At 61.9% G+C, this 14,605-nt stretch carries 16 protein-coding genes and 3 riboswitches; of the genes, 8 read left to right on the forward strand and 8 right to left on the reverse strand.

What is annotated here, in order from left to right; genetic code table 11:
• Positions 1–33 precede the first annotated feature (33 nt).
• Genes GV035_RS04540 through cobW form a run of 3 tightly spaced genes read right to left on the reverse strand, consistent with a single transcriptional unit; the run spans position 34 to position 5,889 of the window.
• Positions 34–1,035, reverse strand: a complete 1,002-nt coding sequence (locus GV035_RS04540; RefSeq protein WP_159833788.1) for an ATP-binding protein — start codon at positions 1,033–1,035, stop codon at positions 34–36.
• Positions 1,032–4,805, reverse strand: a complete 3,774-nt coding sequence (cobN, locus tag GV035_RS04545; RefSeq protein ID WP_159833790.1) for a cobaltochelatase subunit CobN — start codon at positions 4,803–4,805, stop codon at positions 1,032–1,034. The genes GV035_RS04540 and cobN overlap by 4 nt, the downstream gene beginning before the upstream one ends.
• 4 nt (positions 4,806–4,809) lie before the next feature.
• The gene (gene cobW, locus GV035_RS04550; protein ID WP_159833792.1) at positions 4,810–5,889 is read right to left on the reverse strand and encodes a cobalamin biosynthesis protein CobW; all 1,080 of its coding nucleotides are present in this window, start codon (positions 5,887–5,889) and stop codon (positions 4,810–4,812) included.
• Between the two features lie 125 nt (positions 5,890–6,014).
• A riboswitch (cobalamin riboswitch) is annotated at positions 6,015–6,262 on the reverse strand.
• 53 nt (positions 6,263–6,315) lie between these two features.
• Positions 6,316–6,562: riboswitch (cobalamin riboswitch) on the forward strand.
• A 92-nt stretch (positions 6,563–6,654) separates the two neighbouring features.
• Here cobW and GV035_RS04555 point away from each other — a divergent pair.
• From GV035_RS04555 to GV035_RS04570, 4 genes are read left to right on the forward strand one after another with little or no spacing between them, the layout of a single operon-like run.
• Positions 6,655–7,011 (forward strand): cobalamin biosynthesis protein, encoded by a 357-nt coding sequence (locus tag GV035_RS04555; RefSeq protein WP_159834953.1) that lies wholly within the window; start codon positions 6,655–6,657, stop codon positions 7,009–7,011.
• Positions 7,012–7,019: 8 nt separating this feature from the next.
• Entirely contained in the window at positions 7,020–7,622 is a 603-nt protein-coding gene (gene cobO / locus GV035_RS04560; RefSeq protein WP_159833794.1) for a cob(I)yrinic acid a,c-diamide adenosyltransferase, read from the forward strand.
• 4 nt (positions 7,623–7,626) lie between these two features.
• Positions 7,627–8,925, forward strand: a complete 1,299-nt coding sequence (locus GV035_RS04565) for a cobyrinate a,c-diamide synthase (protein WP_159833796.1) — start codon at positions 7,627–7,629, stop codon at positions 8,923–8,925.
• Positions 8,922–9,152, forward strand: a complete 231-nt coding sequence (locus GV035_RS04570) for a DUF1289 domain-containing protein (protein ID WP_159833798.1) — start codon at positions 8,922–8,924, stop codon at positions 9,150–9,152. Before GV035_RS04565 ends, GV035_RS04570 begins: the two co-directional genes overlap by 4 nt.
• On the opposite strand, the gene GV035_RS04575 is transcribed toward GV035_RS04570, so the two are convergent.
• Complete coding sequence (locus GV035_RS04575; protein WP_159833800.1) at positions 9,149–9,919, reverse strand: CbtA family protein; 771 nt, start codon at positions 9,917–9,919, stop codon at positions 9,149–9,151. The genes GV035_RS04570 and GV035_RS04575 overlap by 4 nt on opposite strands.
• 9 nt (positions 9,920–9,928) lie before the next feature.
• Positions 9,929–10,165: a CbtB domain-containing protein gene (locus GV035_RS04580; protein WP_159833802.1), complete on the reverse strand. Its 237-nt coding sequence runs from the start codon at positions 10,163–10,165 to the stop codon at positions 9,929–9,931.
• Between the two features lie 30 nt (positions 10,166–10,195).
• Positions 10,196–10,317: riboswitch (cobalamin riboswitch) on the reverse strand.
• 85 nt (positions 10,318–10,402) lie between these two features.
• Between GV035_RS04580 and GV035_RS04585 the strand changes: the two genes are divergently transcribed.
• Genes GV035_RS04585 through GV035_RS04595 form a run of 3 tightly spaced genes read left to right on the forward strand, consistent with a single transcriptional unit; the run spans position 10,403 to position 11,694 of the window.
• Positions 10,403–10,912: a histidine phosphatase family protein gene (locus tag GV035_RS04585; protein WP_236572427.1), complete on the forward strand. Its 510-nt coding sequence runs from the start codon at positions 10,403–10,405 to the stop codon at positions 10,910–10,912.
• A gap of 56 nt (positions 10,913–10,968) precedes the next feature.
• On the forward strand, positions 10,969–11,340 hold the full coding sequence (locus tag GV035_RS04590) for a DUF1428 domain-containing protein (protein WP_159833806.1): 372 nt from the start codon (positions 10,969–10,971) through the stop codon (positions 11,338–11,340).
• Positions 11,341–11,379: 39 nt separating this feature from the next.
• Positions 11,380–11,694: an antibiotic biosynthesis monooxygenase family protein gene (locus GV035_RS04595; RefSeq protein WP_159833808.1), complete on the forward strand. Its 315-nt coding sequence runs from the start codon at positions 11,380–11,382 to the stop codon at positions 11,692–11,694.
• Positions 11,695–11,768: 74 nt separating this feature from the next.
• On the opposite strand, the gene GV035_RS29270 is transcribed toward GV035_RS04595, so the two are convergent.
• The gene (locus GV035_RS29270) at positions 11,769–12,101 is read right to left on the reverse strand and encodes a hypothetical protein (protein ID WP_236572428.1); all 333 of its coding nucleotides are present in this window, start codon (positions 12,099–12,101) and stop codon (positions 11,769–11,771) included.
• A 70-nt stretch (positions 12,102–12,171) separates the two neighbouring features.
• Positions 12,172–13,113, reverse strand: a complete 942-nt coding sequence (gene lhpI / locus GV035_RS04605; RefSeq protein WP_159833810.1) for a bifunctional Delta(1)-pyrroline-2-carboxylate/Delta(1)-piperideine-2-carboxylate reductase — start codon at positions 13,111–13,113, stop codon at positions 12,172–12,174.
• Between the two features lie 246 nt (positions 13,114–13,359).
• Here lhpI and ppk2 point away from each other — a divergent pair, with 246 nt between their 5' ends.
• Entirely contained in the window at positions 13,360–14,256 is an 897-nt protein-coding gene (gene ppk2, locus GV035_RS04610) for a polyphosphate kinase 2 (protein ID WP_159833812.1), read from the forward strand.
• Between the two features lie 6 nt (positions 14,257–14,262).
• Here the strand turns inward: ppk2 and GV035_RS04615 are convergent, their stop codons facing one another.
• Positions 14,263–14,499: a hypothetical protein gene (locus GV035_RS04615; RefSeq protein WP_159833814.1), complete on the reverse strand. Its 237-nt coding sequence runs from the start codon at positions 14,497–14,499 to the stop codon at positions 14,263–14,265.
• Positions 14,500–14,605: the final 106 nt, after the last annotated feature.

Here is a 14,605-nt window from a genome sequence, read left to right on the forward strand (position 1 = left end):
GCGCGTTCGCATCGGCATCAAGCCCTCGATGGCTCAGGCTTTTTTTGCGGCAAGCGGCCTGACGTGCTTCATTTTCGCGGTGCCGACGGTTTCGGGCGGCACGTAGCCCCAGTCGTCGCCCTGCGCAGCATTCGCGTTGGCGGCCTGACGCGGTGCTTCGCGAGAAGGCGCGTCATGTTCGCGTCGTCGATGCCGGAGCACCGCATCGGCCACGCAATCGACGTGCTTCGCTTCGACGGACTCCGCGCCTTCGAGCGCCGCCAGCGCACGCGCCGCGCGCAGCATCACGATGTCGGCGCGCAGGCCATCCACGTTGGCTGCGATGCACAGTTCGCTGACGTGCGCATGCACCACGTCATCGAATTCGAAACCGCCGAGCGCCGCACGCGCCGCCTCGATGCGTTCGGCGAGCGCCGTCTGGTTGTCAACATGTCGCGCACGAAACGTTTCGCGGTCCGAATCGAATGCAAGACGGGCCTTGACGATACGCTGTCGCACGTTGGCGTCGAAGCAATTGACGAGTTCGACAGCGAGCCCGAAGCGATCGAGCAATTGCGGGCGCAACTCGCCCTCTTCCGGATTCATGGTGCCGATCAGCACGAAGCGCGCATCATGACGATGCGAGATGCCGTCTCGCTCGATAATATTCACACCGCTCGCGGCCACGTCGAGCAATTGATCGACGAGGGGATTGGGGAGCAGGTTGACTTCATCGACATACAGAACACCGCGATGCGCCTTCGCGAGCAATCCCGGCGAGAACGTCACGCCGCCATCGCGCAATGCGCTCTGGATATCGAGTGTGCCGATGAGTTGTTCTTCGCTCGCGCCGAGCGGCAAGGTCACGAGTTTCCCTTCGGGCAATAGCTCCGCAAGCGCGCGCGCCGCCGTCGACTTCGCCGTGCCGCGCGGACCGCTCACGAGCACCCCGCCCAATGACGGATCGACAGCCGCGAGCAACAACGCCTGTTGCAACGGCGCTTGTCCGACGAGCGCGGTGAAAGGAAACGCTGGAAATAAAGAGGTTTCGTTCAAATCTGTCGGCCTTCGAGTTGCTGCTCGACATCGAGCAGATGCTGTGTAACGGCCTGCCGATACTCACCCGGTTCCTGCCACAAGCCGCGCTGCATCGCTTCGAGCAGGCGCTCGCAGATAGACTGGAGCGCATGCGGGTTGTGTCGCGCGATGAACTCGCGTGTGCCGGCATCGTTCACGTAAGCATCGGTGACGAGCGCATATTGATGATCGGAAACGACGCGTGCGGTGGCATCGTAACCGAAGAGATAATCGACGGTCGCGGCAAGCTCGGACGCGCCCTTGTAGCCGTGCCGCTTCACGCCGTCGATCCACTTAGGATTGACGACGCGCGAACGCACCACACGCGCGATCTCTTCGTTTAACGTGCGAACGCGCGGCGTGGCGGGATTGCTGTGATCCGCGTTGTAGGCTTGCGGCTGCACGCCCGACAAGTAGCGCACCGCCGCCATCATGCCGCCCTGAAACTGGTGATAGTCGTTCGAATCGAGCAGGTCGTGCTCGCGGTTGTCCTGGTTCTGAAGCACCACGTCGAGCGTCGAGAGGCGCGCGCCGAAGCTCGAACGCGCCTCGATGCCATCGCCGACTTGCGAATACGCATAACCGCCCGTGCTCTGATAAGCGGCTGAAAGATCCGCGTCGGTTTCCCATTGCTTCAGGTCGATGAGTTCCTGCAAGCCCGCGCCGTATGCGCCCGGCTTCGTGCTGAACACGCGCCATCCCGCGCGGCGCCGAGCCTCTTTCGCATCGATACCGCGGCCGATCAACTCGTCGCGTTCGCGCAGAATGCGTGCGCGGATCGGGTTGACGTCTGCCGGCTCGTCGTCCAGGTCCGCGACGGCCTGCACGGCGGCATCGAACAGATGCATGAGATTGGCGAACGCATCGCGAAAGAAGCCCGATACGCGCAGCGTGACATCGATGCGCGGGCGGTTGAAGATGGAGATCGGCAGTATCTCGAAGTCCGTCACGCGATGGCTGCCCGCCGCCCATTTCGGCCTCACGCCGATGAGCGCAAAAGCTTGCGCGATATCGTCGCCCCCCGTTCGCATGGTGGCCGTGCCCCACACCGACAGTCCGATGGCGCGCGGATATTCGCCATGATCCTGCACGTGCCGCTCGACAAGCATGTTCGCCGACTTGAGCCCGAGCGACCATGCCGCCTGCGTCGGCAATGCGCGCGTATCGACCGAATAGAAGTTGCGTCCCGTTGGCAGCACATCGGGCCTGCCGCGAGACGGCGAACCGCTCGGCCCCGGCGGAACGAAGCGGCCTTCGAGACCGCGCTTCAATTGCATCGACTCTTGCGGTCCGCATGCGTCGAGACGTGCGGCCACATCGCGACGCAAGCGTTCGAGCACGCATTCCGTATTCCGTCCGGGCACGGCTGCATTGCCTTCCAGAAGCTGCATGGCGAGACATTCGAGCCGCTCGCGCGTATCGCCATGATGACGCCACGGGGCATCGCTCGTTGCCTGCAATACGTGAGGACGTGGAGCATCCCATGTCACAGACCAGTCGGCGTCGAGCGGATCGAAGTCATCGCCGAGTTGAAGGTCTCGCGCGAGCGCCGTGATAAGGCTTGCATTTGCGCCGTGACCATCACCCACTGGAAAGCGGCCCAGCGCAAGCAGCGTATCGCGGCGCTGCACGCCTTGCGGCGACACGCCGAAGACATGCAGGCCGTCGCGAATCTGCGCTTCTTTCAGCTCGCAGAGATACGCATCGGCGCGCGTGAGCAACGCGTCTTCGCCCGATGTATCGCGCGGAGCATCGAGACCGAGCTCCTCATGCAACCTGTGCTCGACGATGCTCGCGAGTATCGACTTGCGCAGGAGTTTCGCGCGTCGAACATCGACCATCAGTGCTTCGTAGTACTCATCGACCTGTCGTTCGAGATCTTGCAGCGGACCATAGTTCTCGGCGCGTGTAAGCGGCGGCATCAGATGATCGATGATGACCGCCTGCGCGCGCCGCTTGGCCTGACTGCCCTCGCCCGGGTCGTTGACGATGAACGGGTAAAGATGCGGCATCGGCCCGAGAATCAGGTCGGGCCAGCACGATGCGGACAGCGCGACGCTCTTGCCCGGCAGCCATTCGAGATTGCCGTGCTTGCCGACGTGTACGAGGGCGTCCGCGTTGAAGCGCAAGCGCAGCCAGAAATAGAACGCGAGATACGAATGCGGCGGAACCAGCTCGGCATCGTGATAACTCGCATAGTCGTTGCGTTCGCGCGACCGCGACGGCTGAATGCCGACGAACACTTCACCGCAGCGGTAGCCCGCGATCATGAAGCGGCCGCGCCTTAAGGTGGGGTCTTCTTCGGGCGCTCCCCACGTTTTTTCCAACGCGGCGCGTGCATCGGCGGGAAGCGCGCGATAGGCATCGAGATAGTCGTCGAGCGACAGGCTTTGCAGCGCGGGCCGCATATCGCGAACGACCGGATCGTTCGTCACACCTTGCGTCAACAAGGCGATGAGCGCATCGCCATGTGCTGGAACTTCGCCCACGCGATAGCCTTCGCGTGCGAGCATCGACAGAATGCCTACCGCGGACGCCGGCGTATCGAGACCCACGCCATTGCCGATGCGCCCCTCGCTCGCCGGATAGTTCGCGAGCACGAGCGCAATGCGTTTCTTATTGTTAGGTGTATGCCGCAGCTTGCACCAGCGGCGGCTCAACTCCGCGACGAAACGCACGCGCTCGGCATCGGCCTGATAACGGACCACGTCCACTTGCGTATGTGGACAGTGATAAGCGAGTCCCTTGAAGCTGACCGCACGCGTGATGATGCGGCCATCGACTTCGGGCAACGCGACATGCATGGCGACGTCGCGCGAATTGAGGCCGTGATTGTCCTTCTCCCAGTCCTCGCGATTGCCGCCGCTCAAAATGACTTGCAGCACGGGCGCATCGCCCGCGATATCGAAGTCTTCGCTTTCGCCGATCACGCTTGCTGCAAACGCGGTCGTATTCAGCACCAGCGATGCGCCATGCTCCGCGCATAGACGCGCGATCACTTCGCGGCTCACGCTCTCTTTGAGCGATGCAATCGCTATCGGCAGCGGATTCAGGCCTTCCTTTTCGAGGGCTTCGATCAACGCATCGAAAACAGCCGTGTTCCCCGCTTGCAGATGCGCGCGATAAAAAAGAATCGCGACGACGGGCGCACCGTCGGCCCATCGCGCACGCCAGTCGTCGATAGCCGCAATGCCGCGCTCGGGATGATAGATGGCCACGGCGGGCAGCGGACGCGGCGCTTGTGCTTCACGACCGAAGCCGAACGCGCGATGACCGATTGCGCGCAGAAATTCCTCGGCATTACCCGCGCCGCCTTCGCGCAGATAGCGCGACAACTCGCGGCAGAACGCGGCGTCTGCCGTGCTCTTGCCGATGAGGTTCGGGTCTTCTGTGAGATCGCCCGAGAACATGGCCAGCATCTGCTTCTCGCGCCTGGCGAGCGCCACGATGCGCTCGATCCCATAAGGCCAATACGATTCGCCGCCCAGATGATCGACGATGACGACCTTCGCATGACGCAATACATCGTCGACATAGAAGTCCACCGATGCGGGCTGGCGCAGGAACGATTGATTCGCGAGCCGCACTTCAGGAAAGCCCCGTTCGAGGCGCGGAAACACGCTTGCAAGCAGCGCAAGCGTGGTATCGGCTGAACTGAGCACGACGATCGGCGCGCGCGTCTGGTCGATGCGCATGACGCCTGCCGCGTCATCGACGAAGCCTCCCGGCGTCGTGCGTAACAGATGCATTGCGTCAGGCCTGCGCGAGCGCGGTGGCGAGCGCCGCGTTCAACGCTGCTTGCAGCGTATGTCGATCGAGATCTTCGCCGATCAGCACGAAACGGCTCGCCGCTTCGCCGTCATTCCAACGCCGGTCGAAGTAGCTGTCGAAGCGCCGGCCCACGCCTTGCACCACCAGACGCATGGCAGCGCCAGGCAGCGCGGCGAAACCCTTGACGCGATAGATCGTGTGATTTTCGACGAGCGTCTGTAGCGCGGCAATGGCCTGTTCGCGCGACTCGACTTCCGCCTGGACCACAACCGAATTGAATTCGTCATGGTGATGATCGACGTGTCCTTCATCATCCGCCGAACCATGATGATCGTGACGGAGATGGATGCTCTCCTCGGACGCCGATTGCAGACCGAGCAGCGCATGCACATCCAGCTTGCCCATTTGCGCGGGCACGACCTTCACTTGCGGCGGAATCTCGGGACGCACGAGTTCTTCGACGCGGCGCAGTGAAGCGGCGTCCATGAGGTCCGTCTTGTTGACGATCACGAGATCGGCCGAGGACAGCTGATCTTCGAACAGCTCATGCAGCGGCGATTCATGATCCAGATTCGGGTCGGCCTTGCGTTGCGCGTCGACCGCTGCGGGATTCGCGGCGAACTGTCCGCTTGCTGCGGCAGGACCATCGACCACCGTGATGACCGCATCGACCGTGAAGGCATTCTTGATCGACGGCCAGTTGAACGCCTGCACGAGTGGCTTCGGCAATGCGAGCCCGGACGTCTCGATCAACACATGATCGATGCGCTCGCGGCGTTCCAGTAACTGCTCCATCACCGGATAGAACTCTTCCTGCACCGTGCAGCAGAGGCACCCGTTAGCGAGTTCATAGAGATTGCGGTCGGTGGACGCGGCTTCATCGTCGCAACCGATACCACAGCCCTTCAGGATTTCCCCGTCGATGCCGAGCTCGCCGAATTCATTCACGATGACGGCGAGGCGCAAGCCCTGCGCATTCGACATGATATGGCGCATCAAGGTAGTCTTGCCGCTGCCGAGAAAGCCGGTCACGACCGTGACGGGAATCTTGCGGGTTTGCATCGTGGCTCCGTGGCTCGTGTATGCGTGCGTCGTGCGTCGCGCGATGACGGCATCGTCTGGCGAAACATCTGCGGGAAAAAGCGCGCGATTGATGGATCATGGGACATGCCGCATCCCCGCGGCGTGGTCCCTGCGAAATTCTGGCCGGTATCCGGGCTTGCGACCTCGTTGCACCGCCTTCCTGCCGTGAACCGACAGTGGCTTCGTGCGCAACGCGCGGTATCGTCATAGCCGATACCGCCAGTCGCTTACCGTTGCGGGGGCAGCGCAGGTTGGCGTGCGTCCGTTCGTATGGAGCGATGCGCTTCCTGCTTCCCGTTTAACTGCGCGCGAAAGAAGCTCGCACGCGGGCACCAGAACTGCGTGAAGTCTAGGCTGAGCGCGAACGAGCGTCAAGGAAGCCGACACTGAAAGCGGGTGCATGTGGTATCGTTGGCCCGCGACTGGTGCTCGCGCGTTCGCACGAAACGCGCAGTTAAACGGGAAACAGGACGCGGCCTCTTCAAGACATGAATGGACCGCCCGCCTGTGCTGTCCCCGCAACGGTACGCGACCGGCGGCATCAGCATTCACGATGCCGCGCATGGCGCACAAGGCCACTGCCCGTTCACGGTGGGAAGGCTGCGCGATGAAGGCCGCAAGCCCGGATACCGGCCAGCGCAGGAGACGAAGCGCATCGCTATAACGTACCGATGCCTTCGCCGAACGCCGCCATCCGCGAGGGACGCATGCGCGGCGCCAAGCTTTCCGCCCATTCGTTCCATGATGCATTCTTGCGCGAGCCAGCGCCGTCTTGCGATCGGCATAGGCTGCAGACGCGGCGTGAGCGCCGATGCGATCGAAGCCGCCGTACGTGCTGCGCTCGATTCGGCGGCGTTCGCGTTCGCGCACATCGCGGTCATTGCCAGCATCGACATCAAGCAAGATGAAGCCGGCCTGCGTGTCTTTTGCGATCGTCATGACCTGCCATTGCGGTTCTTTCCTGCAGAGGAAATCGCGCGGATGCCCGCTGATGGCGTATGCGAGCCTTGCGCGCTGCTTGCAAGCGATGGCGGAGAGCTTCTCGTGCGCAAGACGATCGAGGGTCGCGTGACCGTCGCCATCGCAATGAAGAAAGCCTGAAAAAGCCCATGAAAACCGATACCGAATCGCATCTGCGCATGACGCAGCGTCGCAAGGAAGGCCACGAAAAGAAGCAGGCCGCCGCCGATCACGAGAAAGGTCTCTTGATCGTCAATACAGGCAATGGCAAGGGCAAGACCACGGCGGCATTCGGCATGGCCGTGCGCGTGCTCGGCCATGGAATGAAGCTCGGCGTCGTTCAGTTCATCAAGGGCGCGCTGCATACGTCAGAGCGCGATTTCCTGAGCGCAGTCGCCAATTGCGATTTCGTGACGATGGGCGACGGCTACACATGGAACACCCAGAACCGCGAGGCGGACATGGCAACCGCGCGCAAAGGCTGGAACGAAGCGCGGCGCATGATAGAAAGCGGCGAGTATCAGATGGTCGTGCTCGATGAGCTCAACACTGTGCTCAAGTACGAATACTTGCCGCTCGACGAAGTCCTGGATGTGTTGAAGGCGCGTCCCGCGATGCTGCACGTAGTCGTCACGGGCCGTCATGCGCCCGATGCGCTCGTCGAAACGGCGGACCTCGTCACGGAGATGCGGCTCGTGAAGCATCCCTATCGCGAGCAAGGCGTCAAGGCGCAACCCGGCGTCGAGTTCTAACGCCATGCCGACGTGTCCCGCACTTTTCATCGGCGCGAGCGCCTCGCATCAGGGCAAGACCACGGTGACGTCCGCGCTGGCGCGTCATCATGCGCGGCGCGGCTTACGCGTGCGCGTGTTCAAGACCGGCCCCGATTTCCTCGATCCGATGATTCTCGAGCGCGCTTGCGGATCGCCCGTTTATTCGCTGCATTTGTCGATGGTCGGCCTCGACGCATGCCGAGCGTTGCTTGCACAGGCCGCGCGTGAAGCCGATCTCATTCTGATCGAAGGCGTCATGGGTCTATTCGACGGAACGCCGAGCAGCGCCGATCTTGCCGCCGCGTTCAATGTTCCGGTGCTTGCGGTGATCGGAGCTCATGGCATGGCGCAGACCTTCGGCGCGGTGGCGTTCGGACTCGCGCGTTATCGTGCGGACGTGCCGTTCCATGGCGTGCTCGCGAACCGCGTTGCTTCCGCGCGGCATGCGCAGATGTTGGCCGAGGCCATTCCAGATGGGCTGCGCTTTTGCGGGCATCTTTCAAATACAGACGACATCGCGTTGCCCGAGCGTCATCTGGGCCTGACGCAAGCGCAAGAAGTCGCGGGACTCGATGCGCGTCTTGACCGCGCGGCGGATGCCATTGCCGCCACGACGCTTGCGGACCTGCCGCCGCCGGTTCACTTTGAGGACGCGACGCTTGCTGCGCCGCCGCGCCTGCTCGAAGGTCTACATATTGCAATCGCGCGCGACGCTGCATTCTCTTTCATCTACCCGGCCAATGTGGACCTGCTGCACGCAATGGGCGCACGCGTCACCACGTTCTCGCCGCTCGCCGATGAACCGGTGCCCGCCAACGCCGATGCACTCTATTTTCCCGGCGGTTATCCGGAGTTGCATGCGGCGACTCTCGCCTGCAACCTGCACACGCGGACATCGATTCAAGCGCATGTCGCGCGGCAAGGCGCCGTCGTCGCTGAATGCGGCGGCATGTTGTATCTGCTGGACTCACTCACCGATGTAGAAGGCGCCAAGCACGCGATGCTCGGTGTACTGCCCGGCAACGCGTTCATGCAGCGCCGTCTCGCCCGTCTTGCGATGCAGCGGCTCGATACGGCACATGGCGCACTCACCGGCCACACGTTCCATTACTCCACGCTCGATACATCCATGCAGCCGCAACTGACCTCGAAGCATGCGACGACGGGCGCCGAAGGCGAAGCGCTATATCGCCACGGCCGCGTCACGGCCACGTATATGCACGCCTATTGGCCATCGAATCCGGCGGCGGCTGCTGCGCTATTCCGGGGCGAATCGCTATGACGATCATCGATCTGGCGTTCACCATCGCGCGTGCAAAGTCGCAAGAGCCGATCGGTTCGCCATGCACCGGCGTATGCAAGCTCGACCCCGCACACGGTCTATGTGCGGGCTGCTTCCGAAGCCGCGAAGAGATCAAATCGTTCCGCTCGATGGACGATGCCGCGAAGCTCGCGCTATTGGACCAATTGCCCGGAAGGCAGGCGGCACTGTCGCAAGAAAACGCTTAAACGTTCGCCATTTTGCGCAATGCAGGCGGTTCCAGTTCACGTGCAGCGAGCGCGCCGAACACAAGCCCGAGCGTCGTCCAGATGATGACCTGAATGCCGATAGCCGCCACGCGAAAATTCCACAGCAGGGACGCGGAGAAGTCCGCTGGCACTTCATCGACGGGTGGCGTCGCATATTGCGCGAGCAGCATCGACGCGACATAGAAAGCGCCCGCGATCATCGTTGCATTCCACTCGCCTCGACGCGCACGCAGCCGCCTTTGCAGCGCGACGGCGATGACCGCTGCCACGATGGAAACGGTTAGCATGCCGAAGAACAACGCGGTACGAGGACCAATGGTCGCCGCGTTGCCGACGGCAGGCGGATTCGGCGGATACTTCAGAAACGGCACGACTACCACGCTTAAAAAACCGAGCATCGCAAGCAACGCTGACGTACCCCGCGCGTGCAATGCGCCGAGCCGACCATAAGCGAAAGCGAATACCAGCGAGAAAATGCCGCCAAGCGCCGTGCCGAATACCGCCACGCCGGTAAAGAGGCCGAGGCCAGCCTGTGTGTCCCGGCTCACGAGTTCTTCATCGCTGTCGTGATCGTGTGAATGGGCCGCGCCTTCGTGATGCTCATGGTCATGGGCGTGCGCATGGGTTTCTTCAAACGCGATTGCACGCGCGACGAACGGCTCAGCCACGAGCTTCGCAAAGCCGAAGCCGAGCAGGCCCGCGACGAATCCCGCGATCATGCCGCGTATCAACAAGCTGCGAATCATGGCGCGCTCTTAGTGGCAGGGAAAGCCGAGCAAGTGCCGGCCGTCATGCACGAATTCGTGAAGGTACATGCCAGAAATGATCGACGTCGCGCCCTGCTCGGCGCCGACGAAATAGATGGCGATCAAGAGAATCAGGCCGATGAACACGGCCCAGGGCAACACTTCACGCACCGGAATAGGCACCGGCGCATCGAAGGCAGGGGAAATTGAAGCGGCGGCATGGACCGGCGCGTGAGCGGCATTCATTGATGTTCTCCAAGGGAAAAGCGCGTCCCGATAGACGAAGAGCTTGCAGCGGGGTCTGACTCGCGGACTGTCTTCACGACAAAACCGCTCACAGTGGCGCGACCGTGCCGGGTTTGCACCGGCTTCCTCGCACTGCAAGCTTGCCATTCTATGACGATTGCGGGCAAAGTAAAGCAACGATTCCGGCCGCCCTATTCATTGAACGCCATCTTTCTGTGCCACGCCGCCACGCAAGCGATGAAAGCCGCCCTTTTTCCGACGGGTGATGAGCCGCCTGCTTGCGACGACCGCGAGACGCTTGCCCGACGCTTCGCGGGCTATGAGGGCCGCGTCATCGCGAGTCCCGCTGCGGCGGCGTGTGCAACGGCCGGATGGATCGCGCAGACCTATCTGATCGACGACGCATTCCGCGATATCGACTATGGTGAATGGCGTGGGCATTCGATCAGTGCTATCGCGGAACAAGACCCCGAAGGCGTGGCCGCATGGTTGGCGAACGTTGATGCGCGGCCACATGGCGGCGAAAGCGTTGCCATGCTTTATGAGCGCGTCGCGAAGGCACTTTCCGGCCTTGCCCGCGACAACGCTATGAATGAGCGATGCCTGATCGTCACGCATGCCATCGTCGTTAAGGCAGTACTCGCGCATGTGCGCCGGGAGCCGCCTGCATCCATCCTTGCGATGAATTTCGCGCCGCTGTCGTCCCTATCGCTTGACCATCGTGTCCTGAACTTCGTCGCGCAGTGAAAACTCCAATGCATCTGACGGCATTGCGCTGTCGATTCGCCTAAAAGGAGGCTCAGATGTCGCACTATGTGGATGGTTTCGTCGTACCCGTACCCATCGGCAAGATCGACGCTTATCGCGTCATGGCGGAAGAGGCCGGCAAGATCTGGCTTGAACACGGCGCACTGCAATTCATCGAGAGCATTGCCGACGACGTGAAGCCGGGGAAAGTGACTTCATTCCCGCAAAGCGTGCAGTTGCAAGAAGGCGAAACGGTCGCGTTCTCGTGGATACTGTATGAATCGCGCGAGCAGCGTGACGCGGTCAACGCCAAAGTCATGGAGGACCCGCGCCTCAAGGCCCTGATGGAGAAAGCCGAGCCGCCGTTCGATGCAAAGCGCATGTTTTTCGGCGGATTTGCGACGATAGTGGAACTGGCGCGCGCCTAAGCACTCGTTCGTTCAGTCACCGTAAAGGAACATATCGACATGTATATCGCCATGAATCGCTTCAAGATCGTGCCGGGGGCCGAAGCGGATTTCGAGCGCCTATGGACGAGCCGCGACACGCATCTCAAGGACGTGCCCGGCTTCGTCGAATTCCATTTGCTCAAAGGCCCGGCGAAAGACGACCATGTGCTCTATTCGAGCCATACGATCTGGGCGAATCGGGCGGCGTTCGAAGACTGGACGCGCTCCGACGCGTTTCGCGCCGCGCATCGCAATGCGGGCGGCGAAACGCGTCAGCTCTATCTGGGGCATCCCGAGTTCGAAGGCTTCGAGGTCATTCAGACCGTCAAATAGCACGCCTCTTTTACACGTTGATGAAAAAACGTGCTTAAAAGAAGTCTGATTCGCGCGCCTTCGTCCTTCGATTCTCAGGCCTTTGCGCCGCGTGCCATGCGCTGCAAAGTTGAAGAGTCGATGGCGGCGGCGCATATGCGCACCGCCTCTTTTAGCGTACGCGGCCTGCCTGCGCCGAATTCCGTCTCCAGCATGGCGACCGCGCGGACGCGCTCCTCCTTGCCGAGTTGCTCGCCGGTTGCCATTTCGAGAACCGAGATGAAATAGGCGGCAGGCGGCGCCGCGCGCCCTTGTGCAGACGGCGCCGGAGCGCGCGCGCCCGCCAGCTCGCTGCTGTGGGCGGTCCTGTGTAAAGCCGGCCATACTGCCCGGTCCGTGTCATTTCGACTATTCATTGATCTGTTCATTCGCTGAAGTGCTTGAGCGCCGACGCGCCATCGTCATTGAGCAAACTTACAGCAAGGGCTGTTCCACCTGTCACGCGGCTTTGCTTTGGCCAGACAAGACGGCCTTTGCAACTCGGCAGGCCGCCAGGTCCCATGCCGCGCAGCCGACCGATTTGAACACCACCGGCGCGTCGCGTTTCTCCTGTGATGCAAGCGCGCTCGCGAGCGGACGCACCGTGCTCCAGTCGATTCCGGCGAGGATGAAATCTCCCCCCTCGTGGCGCGCGCCCGCAAGGTCGTCGACAAACAACGTGCTTGTTCGAATGGTCGAGCCCGCGATTTCGGCGGCATCGGCGGTGAAGGCGCCTACGCCTATCACGAGTCGCTCCGCATCGGCCGGTTGCGTGTACACCGGCGTTTTGCTCGTCGTCGCGGCGATGACCACGTCGACGGAGGCTGGAATCGCGGAGTCTTCGAGCGCGACGAGATTCGATGACAGTGCGCCATGCTCCGCGCAGAACGCGCTCGCACGCCCGGCGCGCGAGCCGAGTACCAATATGCGCGCGTCGGGATAAAGGCTCGCGAGTGCTTCCACATGCGAAGCAGCCTGCTTTCCTGTGCCGATCACGAGCACGTCACGCGGAACGTCGGCGGCGAGCGTCCGGATGGCAAGCATGGAGACCGCGGCCGTCCGGCGCCCCGTCACGGTGGGACCGTCGAGCATGAATTGCGGCACGCCCGTCGTCGCGTCGAAGGCGGTGACCTGACCGTGGATGGTCTGCAAGCCGCGCGCGCCATTGCCGGGGCACACGTTGACGAGCTTGTGCATGGCGATGTCGGCGGCGGTCGCGGGCATCGAGAGCATCACGCCGCCTTCCGCCAACGCGACGACCATGCGCTCGGGGCTGGCAATGCGACCGGCGGCATAGTCGAGCATCGTGGCGGCGAGCGTGTCCGCCAGACGGTCGTAAGGCAGAAGGCGCGCCGTTTGCGTCGCGTCGAAGAAGGGGATTGCGCTAGGTGTGTCGGTCATCGTGCGGTTCGCCTCTGGAATGGATGTGCCATCGTTATGCCCTTGAAACGCCCGACCATTCTAAAGTCCGCGCGGGCAGTGTCATAAAGCGCGCGGCTTTCTACAATGGATGGCGCATGGGCGGTGTCACATGCATGCCATCCGTAAGCGTCACCATCGGGCGTTTAGCGACGCCCGCGCAGCGCGCAGGGCATCGCCAGCAGTTGCGCCCTAAAAGCACGCCACAGAACGCACATGGAGTACTCAATGACCACGACGGACAAACAGCGCCGCTTCCACGCCGACCTGATCGACAGCTACGACGAAGAGTTCGAGATGGAGATCGACGATCGCTTGCTCGACGGCGAAGCGGCGTTTTCCGACGAGGAGCGGCAGCTTCGCAAGACCTATTTTCGCGAGTTGTTCCGGCTGCAAGGCGAATTGGTGAAGCTACAGGACTGGGTGGTCCATACGGGCCACCGGCTCGTCGTGATCTTCGAAGGCCGCGACGCCGCGGGCAAGGGCGGCGCCATCAAACGTATCACGCAGCGGCTCAATCCGCGCGTGTGCCGCGTGGCCGCCCTGCCCGCCCCGAACAATCGCGAGCGCACGCAATGGTACTTTCAGCGGTACGTGTCGCAGTTGCCCGCGGGCGGCGAGATCGTGCTGTTCGATCGAAGCTGGTATAACCGCGCGGGCGTCGAGCGCGTGATGCATTTCTGCACCGACGAAGAGTATGAAGAATTCTTTCGCTCGGTTCCCGAGTTCGAGAAGATGCTCGTGCGCAGCGGCATCCAGATCATCAAATACTGGTTCTCGATTACCGATGACGAACAGGAAGTGCGCTTTCAGGCGCGAATCGAAGATCCGCTGAAGCAGTGGAAACTCAGCCCGATGGATCTTGAGAGCCGCCGTCGCTGGGAAGCGTACACGGCCGCGAAGGAAGTGATGCTGCAACGTTCGCATATTCCCGAAGCGCCGTGGTGGGTCGTGCAGGCCGTCGACAAGAAGCGCGCTCGCCTCAACTGCATTCACCACCTGTTGAGTCAGGTGCCGTATCACGAGATCGAACACCCATCGATCACGCTGCCGGAGCGTGTTTTCAATCCCGACTACTTGCGTCAGCCCGTTCCGGAATCGATGTATGTCCCCGAAGTTTATTAACCACGCCTAGCAGCAGTGACGGCAGGCGATGCGTTCCACCGCCGCGCCGCCACGCTGACGCAGTGCCGCTTGATGTGCAATTTGATGCGCCATGATCTGATAGACCTGCTGCGAGCCTTTGAGCAGCATCACAAGCACGACTTGCGCGAGGTTGAAGTCAAGCGAAACCATCAGCCGCGTCAAAAGAAGCAGTGGCAGCACCACGGATGGTTGATACAGTTGTCTTGCGATCAAAGCTCTCATTGCACGCTCCCGTTCCCATGATTGAGATTCTAGGGATCGCGTCGCATGGGATAAATGGGCGCTAAGTGAAGACATATGTTCCTTGCGGCGAACAATCGCCTGCATG

Origin of the sequence: Burkholderia sp. 8Y, from assembly GCF_902506145.1 — a bacterium.
Taxonomy (GTDB): domain Bacteria; phylum Pseudomonadota; class Gammaproteobacteria; order Burkholderiales; family Burkholderiaceae; genus Caballeronia.

What these genes read in the sequence shown, in the direction of transcription:
- cobN (WP_159833790.1), bottom strand. Translation starts at nt 4,805, where the DNA reads ATGCATCTGTTACGCACGACGCCGGGAGGCTTCGTCGATGACGCGGCA.
- cobW (WP_159833792.1), bottom strand. Translation starts at nt 5,889, where the DNA reads ATGCAAACCCGCAAGATTCCCGTCACGGTCGTGACCGGCTTTCTCGGC.
- GV035_RS04555 (WP_159834953.1), top strand. Translation starts at nt 6,655, where the DNA reads ATGCATTCTTGCGCGAGCCAGCGCCGTCTTGCGATCGGCATAGGCTGC.
- cobO (WP_159833794.1), top strand. Translation starts at nt 7,020, where the DNA reads ATGAAAACCGATACCGAATCGCATCTGCGCATGACGCAGCGTCGCAAG.
- GV035_RS04565 (WP_159833796.1), top strand. Translation starts at nt 7,627, where the DNA reads ATGCCGACGTGTCCCGCACTTTTCATCGGCGCGAGCGCCTCGCATCAG.
- GV035_RS04570 (WP_159833798.1), top strand. Translation starts at nt 8,922, where the DNA reads ATGACGATCATCGATCTGGCGTTCACCATCGCGCGTGCAAAGTCGCAA.
- GV035_RS04575 (WP_159833800.1), bottom strand. Translation starts at nt 9,919, where the DNA reads ATGATTCGCAGCTTGTTGATACGCGGCATGATCGCGGGATTCGTCGCG.
- GV035_RS04580 (WP_159833802.1), bottom strand. Translation starts at nt 10,165, where the DNA reads ATGAATGCCGCTCACGCGCCGGTCCATGCCGCCGCTTCAATTTCCCCT.
- GV035_RS04585 (WP_236572427.1), top strand. Translation starts at nt 10,403, where the DNA reads ATGAAAGCCGCCCTTTTTCCGACGGGTGATGAGCCGCCTGCTTGCGAC.
- GV035_RS04590 (WP_159833806.1), top strand. Translation starts at nt 10,969, where the DNA reads ATGTCGCACTATGTGGATGGTTTCGTCGTACCCGTACCCATCGGCAAG.
- GV035_RS04595 (WP_159833808.1), top strand. Translation starts at nt 11,380, where the DNA reads ATGTATATCGCCATGAATCGCTTCAAGATCGTGCCGGGGGCCGAAGCG.
- GV035_RS29270 (WP_236572428.1), bottom strand. Translation starts at nt 12,101, where the DNA reads ATGAACAGATCAATGAATAGTCGAAATGACACGGACCGGGCAGTATGG.
- lhpI (WP_159833810.1), bottom strand. Translation starts at nt 13,113, where the DNA reads ATGACCGACACACCTAGCGCAATCCCCTTCTTCGACGCGACGCAAACG.
- ppk2 (WP_159833812.1), top strand. Translation starts at nt 13,360, where the DNA reads ATGACCACGACGGACAAACAGCGCCGCTTCCACGCCGACCTGATCGAC.
- GV035_RS04615 (WP_159833814.1), bottom strand. Translation starts at nt 14,499, where the DNA reads ATGAGAGCTTTGATCGCAAGACAACTGTATCAACCATCCGTGGTGCTG.